Here is a 17,523-nt window from a genome sequence, read left to right on the forward strand (position 1 = left end):
CACTCCCCCGCTAAAACTCATCCGGCTATTACTGAAGCAGCTTCAGTACAGCGGACGGCAGTTGGTTGGCCTGGGCCAGAACCGAAGTAGACGCTTGCTGCAGAGTCTGCTGCTTGGTCAGTTGTGCAGTTTCAGCAGCGAAGTCGGTATCTTGTACGCGACCCAGTGCAGCACTGGCGTTTTCGTTGATGTTCTGCAGGTTGGAGATGGTGCTGTTGAGACGGTTCTGGGCGGCACCGAGGTCGGCACGAGCACTGTTGATGGTGTCGATCGCGCTGGTGATTGCGTCCATGGCGGCCGAGAAGTTGGTTTCCGAAGTAGCACTGTCGGAACCAACGATGGTGATCGCCGAGTCAACACCCAGGGTGGCAGCGTCGAAGCTGGCGCTCAGGGTCAGGGTGATTTGGTTGTCGGAACCGTTTTCGGCACCGACCTGGAAGGTCATGGTGCTCGCAGTACCGTCCATCAGGTTTTTGCCGTTCAGGTTGGTGCTGTTGGCAATACGGGTGAGTTCGTCGCTCATCTGCGAGAACTCTTTGTTCAGAGCGATACGGTCATCTGCGCTGTTGCTGTCGTTACGGGACTGGATGGCCAGTTCACGCATACGTTGCAGGATGTTGGTTTGCTCTTGCATCGCGCCTTCAGCGGTCTGCGCCATGGAGATACCGTCGTTGGCGTTTTTGATCGCCATGTTCTGACCGCGGATTTGCGAGGTCATACGGGTAGCGATCTGCAGGCCGGCGGCGTCGTCTTTGGCGCTGTTGATTTTCAGGCCGGAAGACAGGCGGGTCATCGAAGTGGACAGAGCATCGGAAGCCTTGTTCAGGTTCTTCTGAACGTTCAACGATGTGACGTTAGTGTTTACTGTTAAAGCCATGACGAATTCCTCGTTGGTTGGGTACTGCGGCTTCCGGCCCTGGCAACCGCCGGGTGTGGCCTAGAGAACCTTCGTAATAGTTATCGTCGGATTGGGAACTTGCTTGAGGGCTTTTTTCAAAAAATTTGCTAGCAGACTGCCACCCCTTGCAAAACAAGGGTTTAGCCGCAGGAAAAGGCCTGAAAAATGGCGTCAATAAACCGCAGAACAAAGTCGCGGGCAAAAAAATAGCGCTACAGGCCAGCCTGAAGCGCTATTGGAAGAACATGATTTGATCAATCGCGATAAAGAATCGCCGAGCCCCACGACAGGCCCACACCGAAACCGCTGATCGCCACGCGTTTCCAGTTAGCATCCAGGACGTGCTTTTCCAGCAGCAGCGGAATGCTCGACGACACGGTGTTGCCGGTCTCGACCATGTCCTTGATGAACTTCTCAGGTTCACCCTCGAAACGCCGCGCCACGGCATCGACAATCGCCGCGCTGCCCTGGTGAATGCAGAACGCATCGATATCACTGGCTTGCAATGACGACTCGTCCAGCAGTTCGTGCAGATGAGCGGGCACTTTCAACAGCGCGAAGTTGAAGACTTGGCGACCGTTCATGAAAAACACCCCGTCACTGACCTTCAGGTGTGGCGCGCCGGAACCATCGGTGCCGAACTTGGCCTTGCCCAACTGCCAGCTGGCGCCCTCGGCCATCCAAGTGGCGGTGGCGGCATCGCCAAACAACATGGTGGTGTTGCGGTCTTCAGGGTCGACGATTTTCGAATACGGGTCAGCGGTCACCAGCAACCCGTTTTTCAGCCCTGCGGCCTCCATGAAGCCTTTCAGGGCGTAGATGCCGTACACGTAGCCCGAGCAGCCCAGTGATATATCAAACGCCGCCACATGGGTCGGCAGCCCGAGCTTGTCCTGCACGATGGCAGCCGTGTGCGGCAGCCCCTCTTCATCACCGTTCTGGGTGACAACGATCAACGCGTCGATGGATTCGCGCGAAAGCTGCGGGTTGTTGGCGAACAATGCATTCACTGCTTCGACACACAGGTCCGAGGTTTCCTGGTCAGCGTCTTTGCGCGGCAGGAACGCCGAACCAATCTTGCCAAGGATGAATTCTTCATCCTTCTCGAATTTGGCACCCTGAGCGTAGTTATCCACACCAGCGGTCGGCACATAACTCGCTATGCTTTTTATGCCAATCATCATGGCTTCCCGATCATAAACTGCGACTAGGTTCACCCCCAAAAGCTCAGGGGCGCTTCAAAAATGGTTGATTCCCGAGGGCTGACGCCTTGTCCGGCGAACGAATAGGCCTCCACTCCGGGGAATACAATACAGTGAAGATGCACTTTATGACCTATGCGTCACGCCGTTTTGTTCTGCAAAGGCATTTTTTCATGACAAACAAAGCCGCGACGTCTCCCGTGATGGCATAGGACACCAGAAAGAAAACTCGGGGATGGCAGCGTAATTCGCGGAAGATGCCGGCAGGTTTTTACCTGCCGGCATTGATGGAAAGCCCCGCAAGGGAGGCTATCCGGCAGATCAGTTGAGCAAGTCGGCCCAGGGTACGTTGCGCACCGGGCCGAGGGCGAAACCCGCGCCTTGCAACGCCAGGTTGCCGTTGTAGAATCGATCCTGGGCGAATGCCCCGGTCCACTTCTCACGCAGCACCGTAAGCGCCTCAGGGGTACTCGCCAGCACGCCGGACTGGATGACCTGCACATGCGGCGTCCATACCGTCAGATATCCGGCCTGGCCAACTCTCAGGCACAAGTCGACGTCACCCAGGGCATCGTCGAACAGTCCGGTATCAATGCCGTCAGCCGCTTCGAACAACTGCTTGGAAATCATCAGGCAGGCAAAAGACACCGCCGAACAATTCTGCTCGACCACCAACCTGTTCATGTAGCCTCTGGCGGTCTTCGGCTCGCCGACGAAGGCCGAGCCGACTTCGTCGTTCAAGCCCAGGATCAAACCGGCCTGGGTAACACGTCCGTCACGCTCGACCAGTTTGGCACCGACCACGCCGACCTCCGGACGCAAGACTTGATTGAGCAGCGATTCGATCCAGTTGACGTTGACCACTTCGCTGTCGGCCGCCAGAGTCACCAGATACTCGCCCTTGGCCTCCTGGCTGGCAGCGTTGATCAAGGTCCCCGTCGCGACGCCCGGCTCGATATCCAACAACCGGACACGACTGGCCTGGTGCCCCTGGCCGTCAAGCCAAGTGCGCAGTACGGAATGGTTTGCAGCCTCGGAGGGAACCAGCACTTCGTAGCGCTGATATCGGGTGCGCTGCAGTACGCTGAGCAGGCAACGTTGTAGCGCCGTTAGATCGCCGATGCCATGGACGATGATCGACACCTGGGGACGCTCGGCAAAGCGGTAGTCGATTTTATGCGTACCCGGCACGATCGCACTTACGTCAGCTTGATAACCACGAACCGCCAGGTGGCGCAGCAATGTCTTGCGCTCATCGGCATTGTCTTCCACCGGCGCCGCCTGGCAAGTCAACAGCGGCTCATCCAGATGGGCAAGCCCTTCCAAGCCGTCCTGCTCGATCAGACGCAACAGCAGGTCGAACTCCATCGCGCTCTTGAACTCGCGCGAATAACCACCGAGCTTCACCAATGTCTCGCGGCGCACCAGCCAATGACGGGCCATCAAGGCCGGGGCGTTTTGCAGCAAGTCAAGGTTGAACCCTGGCCGGAAGACATCAGCCAGCGTCCCGTCAGGCTGGCGCTGGAACTCGTCCATTGCAACGGCCTGGCATTGTGGCGCGCTCAACAACTCCACACCCGCACGGAACAGGCCGCCCGGTGTCAATTCATCGCCGACCTCGGCCATGACCATCCAATCGCAATCGCTCTGGCTGACAACCTGATTGATCTTGTCGACGTAATTGCTTTCGTTGACTTTGACGAAATGCAAGACGTTCTGCGGTGTGGTCTCGCTCGGCAGGTCACCGGTGGTGAACACGACAATCTTGAACGCCCGGCAATAGCCGTTGATCACGCTGTCGAAGGTCGTCTGCATCTTGAAGATGTCGGCGTCCAGATCCAGGATCAAAATGCCAAACGTCGGGCCACCGTTGCGAGCGGCCAGGTATTTGGACACTTTCTGGGCTTCACTGGCGCTCGGTTCACGCGCGTCGAGCCAGCGCAACAATTGACCGGAGCGCGTGGCGTCGAACAACCTCGCGGTATTTTCAAACGCCGCCGCCTTGAGCCGTTGTTCCCAGGCCTGGAGCATCTGCACGTAGCGCTTGTCACCCTTGGCCTGCATGAGTTGGAGCAGTTGCTTCACCAGATCCTGGTTGAAGGCATAGCTCAGGAAAGCCCTGGCCAGCTGTTCATCAAGCGGCTCGGCGCTGGTATTGCGCTGGGGGCGAGACAGCTCCTTATGCTTGAGCATGACGGCTTCCAGCTCCTTCAACTGCACCTGCCCGCTTGGCGCCGCATGAAGCAGGAATTCCAGCGAAGTGAGCGCGTCGAAAAAAGCCTGGTTATAAAAGGGCAACTCAACATATTGCGTCGGTTCGAAACGCCGGACCGGTTCGCCGCGCCGCGAATCCCAGGTCGACTCGAACAGTTTCCCAGCCTGCGGCACCGAACGCTCGACCAGCTTCTTGAGTATGGCCCGGGCATGCTCCTGTGCCGAAGTATCCATGCCAAGGGCGCCGGCCAGCATCGTGGCCATGCGTTCCTGTTCAGCGACTGCTCGCAAGTCCACGGTACCAGGCACCATGCCAACCGGGCCCCGTGGCTTCGCCACGCGACTGCGCTCGTGTACTCCATAAGGAATGTCCAGCAAGCGGACCTTTGCATCCGTCGCCAAACCGAGGGAATGACCGGCCTCCTGCAACCGCGAATCAAACCCGGCGGGCAACGAAGCGTAACTGCGCCGCAGTGTTTCAGTGCGCGTGAGGGCATTCACCAGGGACGGGCAATCCTCGGCAAATGCGGCCAGCCGGGCTTCGGCCGATGGGCCGGAATAATCTTCACAGCCCTTGCGATCGAGCAGGTAATAGTCGACACGGTCGGCATGGGCCTCGAACGCCAGGCTGTAGCCTTGGCACGCGCTGTATTCAGGGTGTGCTTCAAGGAAACTCACCGCTTGTTCGAGCGCTTGGGGCAGCAGGAAACTATCGGCATCGACAACTGCCAGGTAAGGCGTCGCGACTCGCTCGACGGCCTGGCGAACCTTGTCGCCAAAACCAATGGCCGTAGGCGCATGCAAGTATTGCACTCCGGGGAACGCTGCAGTGGTACCCGCAGCGATCTGGCTCGATGAGTCGATCACCAGCACGGCGAACGAACTGTCGCGGTAGTGGCGCAACGCCCGCCGCAGGGCGGTCGACTGGTCGTGGGCGAGCAACACCAGGGTAAACCGTTCATTCAACGGCGCAGTCGATCCTGTTGGGACATTGCTTTGCATATTCATTCCTTAAAAAGTGGGATGGCCGCATCAGCGACACCGGGAGTTTCGCGGTTGAAAACTCATCAATCCGGTAGCCAGCCATTGGCCCAGTACTGCAGGTTATCGCCACGCAAGATAAAGTCGCGCAGCACCACTTCACGTAATTCGTCGCCCATCCGGGAGCTGGCAATCGGGTCTGCCAGATGCATACGGATCGCCTCCAGCCATTCTTCGGTGCTGTTGGTGAGGACCCGGGTGCAAGGCAAGTGACCCCGGTAAGCCTCGGTATCCGAACAAATGACCGGATAACCGCACGCCCCGTACTCCAACAGGCGAAGGTTGCTTTTGCAGTCGTTGAAAATATGAAACTCCAACGGTGCCAGGGCCAAGTCCAGATTCAAGCTGGCAAGTTTTGCCGGATAAAGCGCCAGGCTCACGCCAGGATGAAACTCATGGATATAGGGCTTGAGCAAATCGGGGCACATACCAAAGAAAACCCATTCGACTTCATCAGCCAATTCCCGAACGACATCGGCGATGAGCTCCAGGTCGCCACGGTGGCTGGTGCCGCCCCCCCAACCGATACGCGGCTTGCTGGAGGTTGCACGCTGGCTTCTGAGCTGATTCCACAGGCCGGCAGCCAGCATGTTCGGCACCACGCGAATGTCGTGGTGCATGCTCGACAAAGCGTCTGCCAATGGATGGGTGGACACCACCACCCGATCACACAGGCCGATCCCTTGGCGCAGCAAGTCCTCGAGGTTGTCCGGCATATTGCGGCGGTGTTCGTTTTTTTCCGGAACCCTGGCGATGTAGTCATCCAACTCGTAGATGCGCATGGCGTTGGAGTAAGTCTTGACTTGAGTGATGTCCTTGAACTTACCTACGTTATAGCGACCTTGAAGGATGATCACATCCGGTGACTGGCGCTCGATGTCGATGATCGAGGGCGTATCGTAGGCAACACGCCCGACGACTCGCCCCGCCGCTTCCAGTTCGAATAACGGTTGGCTGACCCGGTAATGCCCCACCGCCGAGGTATTGACCGCCAGCCCCAGGATCGAAGGAACATTGCGGGTGATCAACGGATTCCAGCCGGTGCGTGGCCCCGGTTCAAGACTGAAGCTTTTTCCGGTCAGGGTCAGGTTACGGTTGTAGGCGGGATCGTTGGCGATCCGGGGCAACCAGCGCTGATAGAATGCCTCTTGTTCGCGCTCCAGGCGCTGCTTCCACCCAGGATCACGACTGGCTTCCACGCCGGACGCCAGCACGACATCACTGTAAGGCGTGGTGACGATCAGGTAACCGTTTTTTCCGACCTGCTGGCATAACTCCAGAGAGTTGATGCGCTGTGTTGTGATCGATTCATCGAACCCACCGACCTCCTCAAGAACCTGCTTGCGCACCAACAAGCAGTGATCGCCGACAGCGCTCCAGTTCTGCACCGTCTGCAAGCGTTGCATATAGCCGCCAGACGCGACCGATTCGTTGACGAAGGCCCTGCCCGCCAACCCACCCAGCCCCATGATCATGCCGGAGTCGATGACCCGGCCTTGCTGGTTGAGTGTGCGAGGACCGACGATACCGACCTCGGGTCGTTGCCCATGATTGAGCAACTCGTCCAGCCAGGCGGCTTCCAGCACGATGCAATTGGGGTTGAGCAACAACAGGTATTCGCCGCGGGCATGCTGTGAGGCGAAATTGCGAATCACGGCTTCGCTGCCGCTTCCCGGGTGCAGGAATATTCGCAATTTTTCACTGCCCAACTCGGCCATGGCCCGCAGCCAATGCTGCAGTTCGGCGTTTTCGCTGGCGTTATCGACAATGATGATTTCGTAATGCGGATACGCGGTCGTACTGAGCAGACTGTTGACGCAACGCTCCAGCGCGCTCAGATCATCCTTGACGCTAATGATGATCGACACCATTGGTCGCTCGGCGAACAGGTATTCAATGCGCGGGATCAACGCTAGGAGCGGCGCCGAGTGAAGCCGGTGCGGCACGCCGATACGCTGTAGATGAGCGCCGATCAGCCGAGGGTTTTGCTCGATGACCTCAGGTAACGACAGCCATTGGGCAAACGAAAACGTCGACTCGACCTGGACTTCCGGAATATGACCAATGACCTGCGGCCCATCCGTTTCCACCAGTCGCCAGATCAAGTCATGGGGCGCCAATTCGCCCAGGCTCGAATCGAATCCACCCGAGGCCAGGAATCGGGCACGCTCGAAAGCCAGTGTCCGACCGACATAGGGATAACCGCGCATCAGGTCGAGATTGAAGTCGGGCTTGAAGATCGGCTCCACCGACTTGTCATCCACCAGCGCACCTTCATCGCTGTAGAGACAGGCAGCAGCTGGCGAGCTGACAATCCGATCGGCCATGATCAGCAGAGCCGACTCCATCAAGCGATCGCCGGCACGCAGCAGGTAGAACCAATCGGCGCCGTCCAGTTGAGGCAACAGCCCGTTGAGCTGCTGCGCCCAGTCCGCTTGCAGGCCAAGGCGCAGGACATGGTTGTCCACAGCCTGGCGACCGTTGGACAGCAGCAGCACTGATTCGCAGGCATAGGCTTGGGCAGCGATACTCTGCAGGGTAATGCCCAACGCATAAGGATCGTCCTGCGCGTCGATGATGATGGGAATTATCGTTGGACGATAGGCCCAGCGGGCGATTTGCCGGGACAAGACTTGCTTGCGCAATGGGCTGAAACGTCGGCACGTCAACCACTGCGCATAGAGGTCTGCGTAGCTTTCGATGTCCGTGCCGACTTGCGCGCCGATGACGCCCTGGCGAGTCGCAATGACCGAGTAGACGTTGACTTCTTCCCACTCGGGCGCCCCTGGCTCCTTGGGCTGCCCCAGCGACTGGTAACGTACCCAGCCACTGGCCGGCGCTGGCTCACCACTGCGCTGGGCCAGCATTTCCTTGAGCCAAGTCAGCTCCACCGTGGCGGCCTCGAGCATCTTGGCCTGACGCGCCAGGCGGTCCGGATGCAAGCGCTGGCCACTTCCCTCGGCGTACAGTTGGACCAGATTACCCCGGCGCAACAGGCAGATGAACAAGGCAAAGTCGAGGACCGCCTCGAAGCCTTCGCCGGGCCGCGCCAACGCTGGCAGCAAGGCCTCGACATCGGTGCGACGCATCAATGCGCCACTCAAACCGCCGAGAATATTACGGGTGGTTTTTTCAAAATACGCCAGCATGTCGCTGCCGTTGAACAGCGCATCGAATTGCGTGATGCCCGTATTTTCAACGCGGACCGGCAGGGCATAATTGTCTGCATCGATTAAATGATGCTTGTTGATCACCAGCGATACTTGCGCATGCTCCTGCAAGATGGTCGCCTGTTGGGCGACGCAGAACGCCAGCAACTGGTCGTCATCGCACAGGAACTTGATGAACTCGCCCCGGGACTCCTCAAGACAGCGCAACAGATTCTGCTGGAACCCCAGCCGAGTCGGGTTGCGCAGATAGCGCACCGCAACATTGGGGCGCCCGCCAAGCTCCTGGACAATCTGCTCGATTTCATCGGTGCGGCAATCGTCGCAGATGACAATCTCAAGATTCTCGTAGGTCTGCTCGAGCGCACTTTGCAAGGCGAGGCGGAAAAAACGCGGGTGGTACGCGGGGATGGCAATGCTGACAAGAGGAGCTGATTTCACACGCATGGCTCTCAACCGGTGGGCGTCAACTCAGGCGAGAGCAGGACGTCCTGAATCGTATAAGAAACGGGTCAGGGACCGCTTATAGCGTCACGGCCCCCGCCCTGGATCAGACTTTATTGAACAAGCCCAGTTGACTGATTTTGCTGAACGCTAACTGCGACGCCTGCAACATAGTCTGCTGCAAGGTCAGGCGCGTCATCACTTCGGCCGGGTCGGAATCACGAATCGCCGACTGGGTCTGCGAGTTGGCGAGGACAAAGCTCTGGTTGGTATCGCTCTGGGTATCGAGCGACTGGCCACGCCCGCCGACCGAACTCAATGCACTGGTCAAGTGGTCAGTGCCGCTGGCCAGGTTACCGATAGCCGAAGCCAGTGACGCATTCAGTTTCTGGATGGCGATGTTGTCGCCATCGGCTGGGGTGGTCAATGCGGTCCGCAACTGGTTCACGGTGTCCAGGATGTTCTGCGTCTCGTGGGTATTGACCGCGATGCTGAACTGATCGTTGGCCGCCGGGGGTCCATTGAGTGTGAAACTCACGCCGGATGCGGTAGCGACGTTGCCTGCCAGGGTACCGCTGGAAACTGGTTTGCTGTCAGCGGTCAGTGGCGCGGCATACAGGTCAAAATCCGTGGGGCTGGTGAACTTCAGCACCGCCGCCCCCGTCGGGAAGCTGGCGTGGTAGGCCGTCGGATCGGTGACTGCACTGCCGGTGATCTGGGTCGCGGTGGCGTTGCCCGGGCTGCGGGCCGGGGTGAATGTGTCCGGTTTGGCAGCCAGGGTGAAGGTATGACCAGGCAACACCGTGCCTGCCACATCACCTGCTTGGAGGTTGACGTTCAAGGTCAGGTCGACGCCGCGAAACATCACGCTCTGCCCGGCCTGGTTACTAGGCTCGATGACCCCACCCTTGCTGGCTTCAGCGGTCACGTCGTTGCCGCCAGAATCGGTGATTCTCAACTGGGTGCCGCTGGTGAATTCCACCGTGTACGGCTCACCACTGCGGAACTGGCTGTTGTAGGTCACGCTGGATGACACTTGGCCGTTGGTCAGCACCACGCGACCATCATCCACCGCCGGCGCTGTCATGGTGACCTGGGTGCGGCTAGTGTTGACGGCTTGCTGGAACACTTCCCAGCCGGTGCTATTGGTGGCCATCGACATGGTGTCGCCGATCGGCAGGTCAAGGGTCACCTGGTCGCCGTTGTAGCTGTAGGTGCCATCGCCATTGCGGGTGAACGGTACGACATCGCCCTTGGAACCGGCAAAGATGTACTTGCCGTTTTCATCCTTGGTGTTCATCAGGCTCAGCAACTGATCTTCGATCGAGCCCAACTCCGAAGCGACCGCTTTACGGTCTGCGTCGGTGTAAGCGGCGTTACCGGCACTCACGGCCAATTCCTTGGCGCGCTGCAGCACGTTGCCAATGCTGGTCATGACCGCTTCGGTGGTGCCCAGTGTGGCCTTGATGGTGGTGACGTTGGCTTCGTATTGAGAAAGCATCGAAGCCTGGTTACCCAGTTGCAGCAAACGCGAAGCGCCCACCGGATCATCGGCGGCGGTGTTCACGCGCACCAGGCTGCTGGCTTCTTCGCTGGTCTTGACCACCTTGGCGAAGTTCTTCTGGTAGTTCGCAGCCGTGCTTTCGTAAAACTGAGAGGTGGAAATGCGCATGGGCTACGGCTCCTTAAAGACTGTTGATCAATGTGCTGAAGATTTGTTGCGCAGCCTTGATGATCTGCGAAGACGCGGTGTAGTACTGCTGGAATTTCACCAGATTGCCGGTCTCTTCATCCAGGTCCACGCCCGACAGCGAGTCGCGAGCGGTCTTGGCGTTGTCCAGGATCGCGCCAGTGGCGGCGCTGTCGAGCTTGCCCTGGGCGGCCTTGGCGCCGACGCCTTCCACCAGCTTGCCGTAGGCATCATTCAGGGAAATACCCTTGCTACTGGACCCGGTATCGACGGTCTTGGCGGTCTGCAAACCGGCCAGGACAGTGCCGTTACGGTTGTCCAGGCTGCCCGGCTGGCTGAGGCTGATATTGATACCCGCCCCCTGGGACGGTGCGCCGGCAATGGACATGTCGAACGCGACGGTACGCTGCACCGGCGGCACGGACGAATCCATGATCGGGTTGCCACTGGCGTCCTTGAGCGGAACACTCAGGCTCAGGGTGTTGCTCTGGCCAGGCTTGATCGTACCGCTGCTGAGCGTACCGCCTTGGGCGTCGAGCAATTGATAAGCCTGGCTGGTGCCATCAGCGGATGTCGCGCCGAACACCACCTTGACCGGCATGGAGTTCTTGATGCCGTTCTGGATGATGGTCGTGGTGGCGGCGTCGTAGATGTCCAGCTTGGTGGTCATGCTCGGCTGGCCGCTGGCCGGGATAGTCAGCGTACCGCTGCCCCCGGGCACGATGGCGGCGCCCAACGGCGCGGCAATCGCCAGCCGCTTGGAGTCGGTCATCTCGGTCTTGATGTTGGCCGCCTCGTTGCGGGTCGGCGTAAGCTTGAACGTGTCGCCGGCGGCAGCGGTGCCGTTGGCGAACGTCATCGAGAAACCGTCGATCACCGGCGGCGGCGTGGTCGCAGTGTTGAACGCGCCCATCGAGGTGCCGTCGGGCAGGCGCTGGACGGTGTAGTCCGTGCCGGTGGTGAACGTCACCTTGTAGTCGTTGGTGGTCAGCTTGCCGGAGTCTTTGATGGCGATGTTGAAGTTGCCGGAGCCGGCGCTGTTGTTCAACGACGCAACGCTGCGCTGGCTGATCTGCGCGGCGCTGTTGATGTTAGTGAACAGGTTGGAGCCGAAGGCCCCGTTCATGTCGATGCCCGAGGCCTGGACGCTGTTCATCTGGTCGGCGACCACCAGGGCCACGCGACCCAGCTCGTTCATGGCCGGGTCGAGCACGGTACTGCGGTAGCGCATCAGGCCACCGATCTCGCCGCCGGTGAGCACCGACGTCAGGTCCATGGAGCTGGAGCCACTGTTGAGCTGAATGCCAATGCGCCCCGGATCGTTCTTGTCCGGCACCGCCTGCAAGGTATTGACGATATTGCCCATCACCAACGGCTGGCCGGAGCCCAGGTAGATGTCCAGGCTGCTGCCGTTCTCGACGACCTGGGTGCCGGTGAACGTCGAGAGCTGGCGAATGGTTTCGCTGCGGGCGTCGAGCAGGTCGTTGGGCGCGCCGCCGGCGTTGGAAACTTCGGCGATTTTCTTGTTCAACTGCGCAACGGTGGCCGCCAGGTTATTGACCTGGTCGACCATGTTCGACAGGTTGCCATTGATGTTCTGGCTCTGCTCCGTCAACTGGTTGGCAACCGAATTGAAACGGTTGCTCAAGGCCTGGGCATCGCTGAGCAGCAACTGGCGGGATGCATCATCACCCGGCTTGGCGTTGACGTTCTGCACCGAGGCGAAAAACTTGGTCAGCGCGCCGTTGAGACCGGTGCCGCTGTCCGACAACAGGGAGTCGAGCGGAGTGATCTGGCCCTGATAGGCCGCCGCGTCACTGTTGAGCGACGTGGTGGTTTTCAGTTGTGCTTCAAGGAAGGCGTTATACACCCGACGTACATCGGCCAGGGTCGTGCCGGAACCGATGAACACGTTGCCGTACTGGTTCGACGCCTTGGTGGTCTGCACAGTCTGCTGGCGCGAATAACCGGCGGTATCGACGTTGGCAATGTTGTTACCCGTGGTCACCAACGCAGTCTGGCTTGCTGACAGACCCGACATCCCTATATTGAGCAAACTCATGGTTCAGACCTTATAAAGTCGTGGTGGCGCCTGCAGAAGCGTAGTTTTGGTAACTCGTCATCTGCCGGGCTATGTTCGAAATCTTGCTGGCGTAGTTCGGGTCGGTGGCGTAACCGGCCTTCTGCAACTCGCGTACAAACTGTTCCGGGTTATCGGCCGACTTCAGTACATCTTGATAGCGACTGTTGCTTTGCAGCAGATTGACCAGATCATGGAAACTGTCGCGGTACGAGGCGTAGGAACGGAACTCGGCCGTCTCCTTGACCATCGCGCCATTGCGGAATTCGCTGGTGATCGCCCGCGCCGAATCGCCCTTCCAATTCGCGCTGGCCTTGATGCCGAACAGGTTGTGGCTACTGTTGCCATCGGGCTGGCGCATGACCGATTTACCCCAACCGGTTTCCAGGGCGGCCTGGGCCACCAGGTAACGCGGGTCGACACCGATGCGGTCCGCCGCTTCCTTGGCCATTGGCAGCATGGCGTTGACGAATTCATCGGCATCGCGGAAGGCCTTGCGCGCCGGTGCCAGCGGTGGCTGTGCCACGGCGCGACCATAGACCTGCATGTCACCTTTGGGCTCGGACGCCTTGAGCGCGGCCAGCCAGTCGCCATTGGCCAGTTCGCCGGTGGCCGGCTTGACGGCGGCGATGGCGCGATCAGGCAGCAGGTTCTGCGCAGGCACATCGGCATTGGCCGACGCCGAAGGCACCAGGCCGGCGAGCAGGCGGTCGGCCAGTTTCGGCGGCAGGGCCAGGCGGCGCTGGTTGAGCAATTCCATGTCGTTGCGGTGGACGCCCTCGGCCCCTTGCGGCGCACTCACGGCCCGCGAAGCCCACAACGGACGCTGGCCGCTGATACGCGACAACGGGCCATCGGTGGGCAGGGTCCCGGCCGCCACTGGCGTCGGCACCGGCGCCTTGGCGACCTTGTCCTGCGCCTCTTGCTGCTTGGCAGCCGACAATGTCGCCGCCTCGCCAGACGCCAGCGGCTTGTTCTTGGACATCTGGCGCAGCAGCACGTCGGCCAGGCCGATACCACCGCCTTCGCGGGACATGGAAACGGCCAACTGCTGGTCGTACATTTCCTGGTACTGCTTGGCTTCCGGCGTGTTCATCGGATTGTCCTTGCCCAAGGCCTCGGTGGCCGAACGCATGGACTTGAGCATTTCGCCGAGGAACAGCGACTCGAATTCCTGTGCCACTTTGCGCAGGTTGCCTTCGCTGTTCTTGTCGCCGACCTTGAGCTGGTTGAGGCGATTCAGGTCCGAGTAAGAACCCGAATCCCCACTGATCAAGGCGCCTTTGCGCATATCAACCATGGCCGCTTTCCTTAAATCACGATCAGGTCGGCTTGCAACGCGCCGGCCTGCTTCAAGGCTTCGAGAATGGCCATCAAGTCGCCCGGCGCCGCGCCGACCTGGTTCACCGCCCGGACGATTTCATCCAGGGTAGTGCCCGGGCCGAACTTGAACATCGGCTTGGCTTCCTGCTCGGCATTGACCCGCGAACGCGGTACCACGGCGGTCTGGCCGTTGGACAACGGCCCCGGCTGGCTGACGATCGGGTCTTCGGTGATGGTCACCGTCAGGCTGCCGTGGGTCACGGCGGCCGGAGACACCTTGACGTTCTGGCCGATCACGATGGTGCCGGTACGCGAGTTGATGATGACTTTCGCCACCGCCTGGCCCGGGTCGACCTCAAGGTTTTCCAGGATCGACAGATAGTCGACCCGCTGGCTCGGATCCAGTGGCGCGGTGACGCGGATCGAGCCGCCGTCGATGGCCTGGGCGACGCCTGGGCCGAGCATGTCGTTGATCTTGTCGACAATGCGCTTGGCGGTGGTGAAGTCGGAACGGTTGAGGTTCAGCGTCAGGCTGTTGCCCTGATTGAAACCGCTCGGCACCGCCCGCTCCACCGACGCACCCCCTGGGATGCGGCCGGCCGACGGAACGTTGACGGTGATCTTCGAACCATCGCGGCCCTCGGCATCGAAACCGCCCACCACCAGGTTGCCCTGGGCGATGGCGTAGACGTTGCCGTCGATACCCTTGAGCGGCGTCAGCAACAAAGTACCGCCGCGCAGGCTCTTGGAGTTACCGATGGACGCAACGGTGATATCCACCTGCTGGCCAGGCTTGGCGAACGCCGGCAGATCGGCACTGATCGACACCGCCGCGACGTTCTTCAACTGCACGTTGCCGGAGCCCGCCGGCACCTTGATGCCGAACTGCGACAACATGTTGTTGAAGGTCTGCAGGGTGAACGGGGTCTGGGTGGTCTGGTCGCCGGTGCCGTTCAGGCCCACGACCAAACCGTAGCCGATCAGTTGGTTGGAACGCACGCCGGAAATGCTGGCGATGTCCTTCAAACGCTCGGCTTGAGCGGTAAAGGCCGCCGACATCACCAGGGCACCGATCAACAGCTGCTTAAGATTCAACTGGGCCACCTAGAAAGGGAACTTCGGGCTGAGGAAGAAACGGTCGAACCAGCCCGGCTGACTCGCATCGGCAAAGGCACCGGTACCCGAATAAGTGATGCGTGCATCGGCTACACGGGTCGACGGAACAGTGTTGTCAGTGGAAATGTCATCGGCGCGAACCATGCCGGCGATGCGCACCAGTTCGTCACCGGTGTTGAGCGTCAGCCACTTCTCGCCACGCACGGCGATGATGCCGTTGGGCAACACATCGGCGACGGTCACGGTGATCGAACCGGTCAGGCTGTTGCTCTGGCCGGACTGGCTGTCGCCCTTGGTGGCCCGGTCAGCGCTATACCCAGCGTTGAGGCTCAGGTCATTGCTCCCGATCGGGTTGTTGGTGGTCAGGCTGGAGCCGAACAGCGAGGTCAGGCCGACGCTGGTCTCGCTGGTCTTGTCGATTTGCGAGTTGGCGTTCTTGCTGGCCTGGGTCCGCTCGTTCAGGGTGATGGTGATGATGTCACCGACCCGGAAAGCCTTGCGGTCGCTGTACAGGTTCTGCTCGAAACCGGCCTGGTAGATCGAGCCGTTATTGGCGGCAGCCGGCAACGGCGTGCGCGGCAACACCGGGGCGTAATACGGGTCATTGGGCCTGGGTGTCGGCGCGACACAGCCCGCGACTGCGGTGATCCCACTCAGTGCCAGAACAGATACGAAGCGTTTCATGACCCTACCTCTTGGTGTTGCAGGCGACCCTGGGGCCGCCCTGTCTACGTAATGACGGACGTTGCGACGTGATTACAGATTCTGCGTAACGAACGAGAGCATCTGGTCGGCGGTGGAGATCACCTTGGAGTTCATCTCGTAGGCGCGCTGGGTGGTGATCATGTTGACCATCTCCTCAACGGTGCTCACGTTGGACGTTTCCAGGGTGTTCTGCAGCGTGGTACCGAAACCGTTCAGGCCGGGGGTGCCGACTTGCGGCGCGCCACTGGCGGCGGTTTCCAGGAACAGGTTATTGCCCACCGCTTGCAGGCCGGCCGGGTTGATGAAGTCGGCGGTCTGCAGGTTGCCGATCACTTGGGAGGCCGGGTTGCCCGCCACCGTGATCGACACGGTGCCGTCACGGCCCACGGTAAAGGTCTGGGCATCGTTCGGGATAACGATGGCTGGCTCCAGGGCGAAACCGCTGGCGTTGACGATCTGGCCATTGGAGTCGAGGTGGAACGTGCCGTCACGGGTATAGGACGTGGTCCCGTCCGGTTGCAGAATCTGGAAGAAACCGCGACCGTCGATGGCCATGTCCAGCGGCTGCTCGGTGGTTTGCAGGCTGCCGGCGTTGAAGTTTTTCTGGGTGCCGACGATGCGCACACCGGTACCCACTTGCAGGCCCGACGGCAATTCGCTGTCCTGGGTCGACTGGGCGCCAGGCTGGCGTTTTACCTGATACAGCAGGTCCTGGAACTCGGCACGATCACGCTTGAAACCCGTGGTCGAAACGTTCGCCAGGTTGTTGGAAATAGTGGAAAGGTTGGTGTCCTGGGCGGACAGACCTGTTTTGGCAACCCAAAGAGCCGGAAGCATTCGATTCTCCTCGTACGCCTGTTTTTCGGCGCGACGCTGTAATTAATAGTTAGATCTGCAAGACCCGAGCCATGGCTTCATCGCCTTCTTTGGCGGTGTTCATCATCTTGACGTGGAGCTCGAACTGCTTGGCCAGGGCCAGCACCGAGGTCATCTCATCCACGGCGTTGACGTTGCTCGCCTCCTGGAAACCCGACACCAACTGCACGTTGCCGTCGATGGGCGCCGGCTGGCCGTCCTTGGTACGGATCGAACCGTCCAGGCCCTTGGTCATGGTCTTGAGGTCCGGGTTGACCAGCTTGATGCGGTCCACTTCAGCCATCACCCGCGGGCCTTCGCCCATGGCGCGGATGCTGATGGTGCCGTCCTGGCCAATCTCGATTTTCTGCTCCGGCGGCACGGCGATCGGACCGCCATTGCCCATCACCGGCATGCCGTTGCCGGCGCGCAGAACACCCAGGGCGTCAACATTGAGGCTGCCGGTGCGCACGTAGCTTTCGCCGCCGTCAGGGTTCTGCACGGCCATCCAGCCAGGCCCGCTGACCGCCACGTCGAGGTCACGACCGGTTTCAATCAGCGCACCCGGGGTGAAATCCGTGGCAGGCCGTTCGGACAGGGCAAACGCCCGCGCCGGAAAGCTGTCGCCGAACACTGGCATCGAACGTGCCTGCTCCAGATCTTTCTGAAAACCATTGGTGGAGATGTTCGCCAGGTTGTTGGCATGGGCCCGCTGCGCCAGTGCGTTCTGGCTGGCGCCGGTCATTGCCACATAAAGGTACTTGTCCACTGTCGTTCCTCTGCATGCC

General features: G+C 60.1%; 11 protein-coding genes. All 11 read right to left on the reverse strand.

The window, feature by feature from the left end; genetic code table 11:
* Window positions 1–28: 28 nt before the first annotated feature.
* The gene (locus B0E42_RS04860) at window positions 29–877 is read right to left on the reverse strand and encodes a flagellin domain-containing protein (protein ID WP_053178496.1); all 849 of its coding nucleotides are present in this window, start codon (window positions 875–877) and stop codon (window positions 29–31) included.
* A gap of 275 nt (window positions 878–1,152) precedes the next feature.
* Window positions 1,153–2,079 (reverse strand): ketoacyl-ACP synthase III, encoded by a 927-nt coding sequence (locus B0E42_RS04865; RefSeq protein ID WP_053178495.1) that lies wholly within the window; start codon window positions 2,077–2,079, stop codon window positions 1,153–1,155.
* Between the two features lie 342 nt (window positions 2,080–2,421).
* A complete protein-coding gene (locus B0E42_RS04870) occupies window positions 2,422–5,316 on the reverse strand; it encodes a TIGR00180 family glycosyltransferase (protein ID WP_053178494.1) in 2,895 nt (964 codons plus the stop codon).
* A 65-nt stretch (window positions 5,317–5,381) separates the two neighbouring features.
* Window positions 5,382–8,963 carry a glycosyltransferase gene (locus B0E42_RS04875; RefSeq protein ID WP_053178558.1) on the reverse strand — a complete coding sequence of 1,194 codons (3,582 nt, stop codon included), beginning with the start codon at window positions 8,961–8,963 and terminating at the stop codon, window positions 5,382–5,384.
* Between the two features lie 109 nt (window positions 8,964–9,072).
* Window positions 9,073–10,638 (reverse strand): flagellar hook-associated protein 3, encoded by a 1,566-nt coding sequence (locus tag B0E42_RS04880; protein ID WP_077505859.1) that lies wholly within the window; start codon window positions 10,636–10,638, stop codon window positions 9,073–9,075.
* A gap of 13 nt (window positions 10,639–10,651) precedes the next feature.
* Complete coding sequence (gene flgK / locus B0E42_RS04885) at window positions 10,652–12,718, reverse strand: flagellar hook-associated protein FlgK (RefSeq protein ID WP_053178492.1); 2,067 nt, start codon at window positions 12,716–12,718, stop codon at window positions 10,652–10,654.
* Between the two features lie 10 nt (window positions 12,719–12,728).
* Complete coding sequence (gene flgJ, locus B0E42_RS04890; protein ID WP_053178491.1) at window positions 12,729–14,036, reverse strand: flagellar assembly peptidoglycan hydrolase FlgJ; 1,308 nt, start codon at window positions 14,034–14,036, stop codon at window positions 12,729–12,731.
* Window positions 14,037–14,047: 11 nt separating this feature from the next.
* A complete protein-coding gene (locus B0E42_RS04895; RefSeq protein WP_162493992.1) occupies window positions 14,048–15,118 on the reverse strand; it encodes a flagellar basal body P-ring protein FlgI in 1,071 nt (356 codons plus the stop codon).
* A gap of 45 nt (window positions 15,119–15,163) precedes the next feature.
* On the reverse strand, window positions 15,164–15,859 hold the full coding sequence (gene flgH, locus B0E42_RS04900; RefSeq protein ID WP_077505861.1) for a flagellar basal body L-ring protein FlgH: 696 nt from the start codon (window positions 15,857–15,859) through the stop codon (window positions 15,164–15,166).
* Between the two features lie 72 nt (window positions 15,860–15,931).
* A complete protein-coding gene (flgG, locus tag B0E42_RS04905) occupies window positions 15,932–16,717 on the reverse strand; it encodes a flagellar basal-body rod protein FlgG (protein ID WP_024617478.1) in 786 nt (261 codons plus the stop codon).
* Between the two features lie 49 nt (window positions 16,718–16,766).
* Window positions 16,767–17,504, reverse strand: coding sequence for a flagellar basal body rod protein FlgF (locus B0E42_RS04910; RefSeq protein ID WP_014337130.1), 738 nt, complete (start codon window positions 17,502–17,504; stop codon window positions 16,767–16,769).
* Window positions 17,505–17,523 lie beyond the last annotated feature (19 nt).

Source organism: Pseudomonas sp. A25(2017) (assembly GCF_002001065.1).
GTDB lineage: Bacteria > Pseudomonadota > Gammaproteobacteria > Pseudomonadales > Pseudomonadaceae > Aquipseudomonas > Aquipseudomonas kilonensis.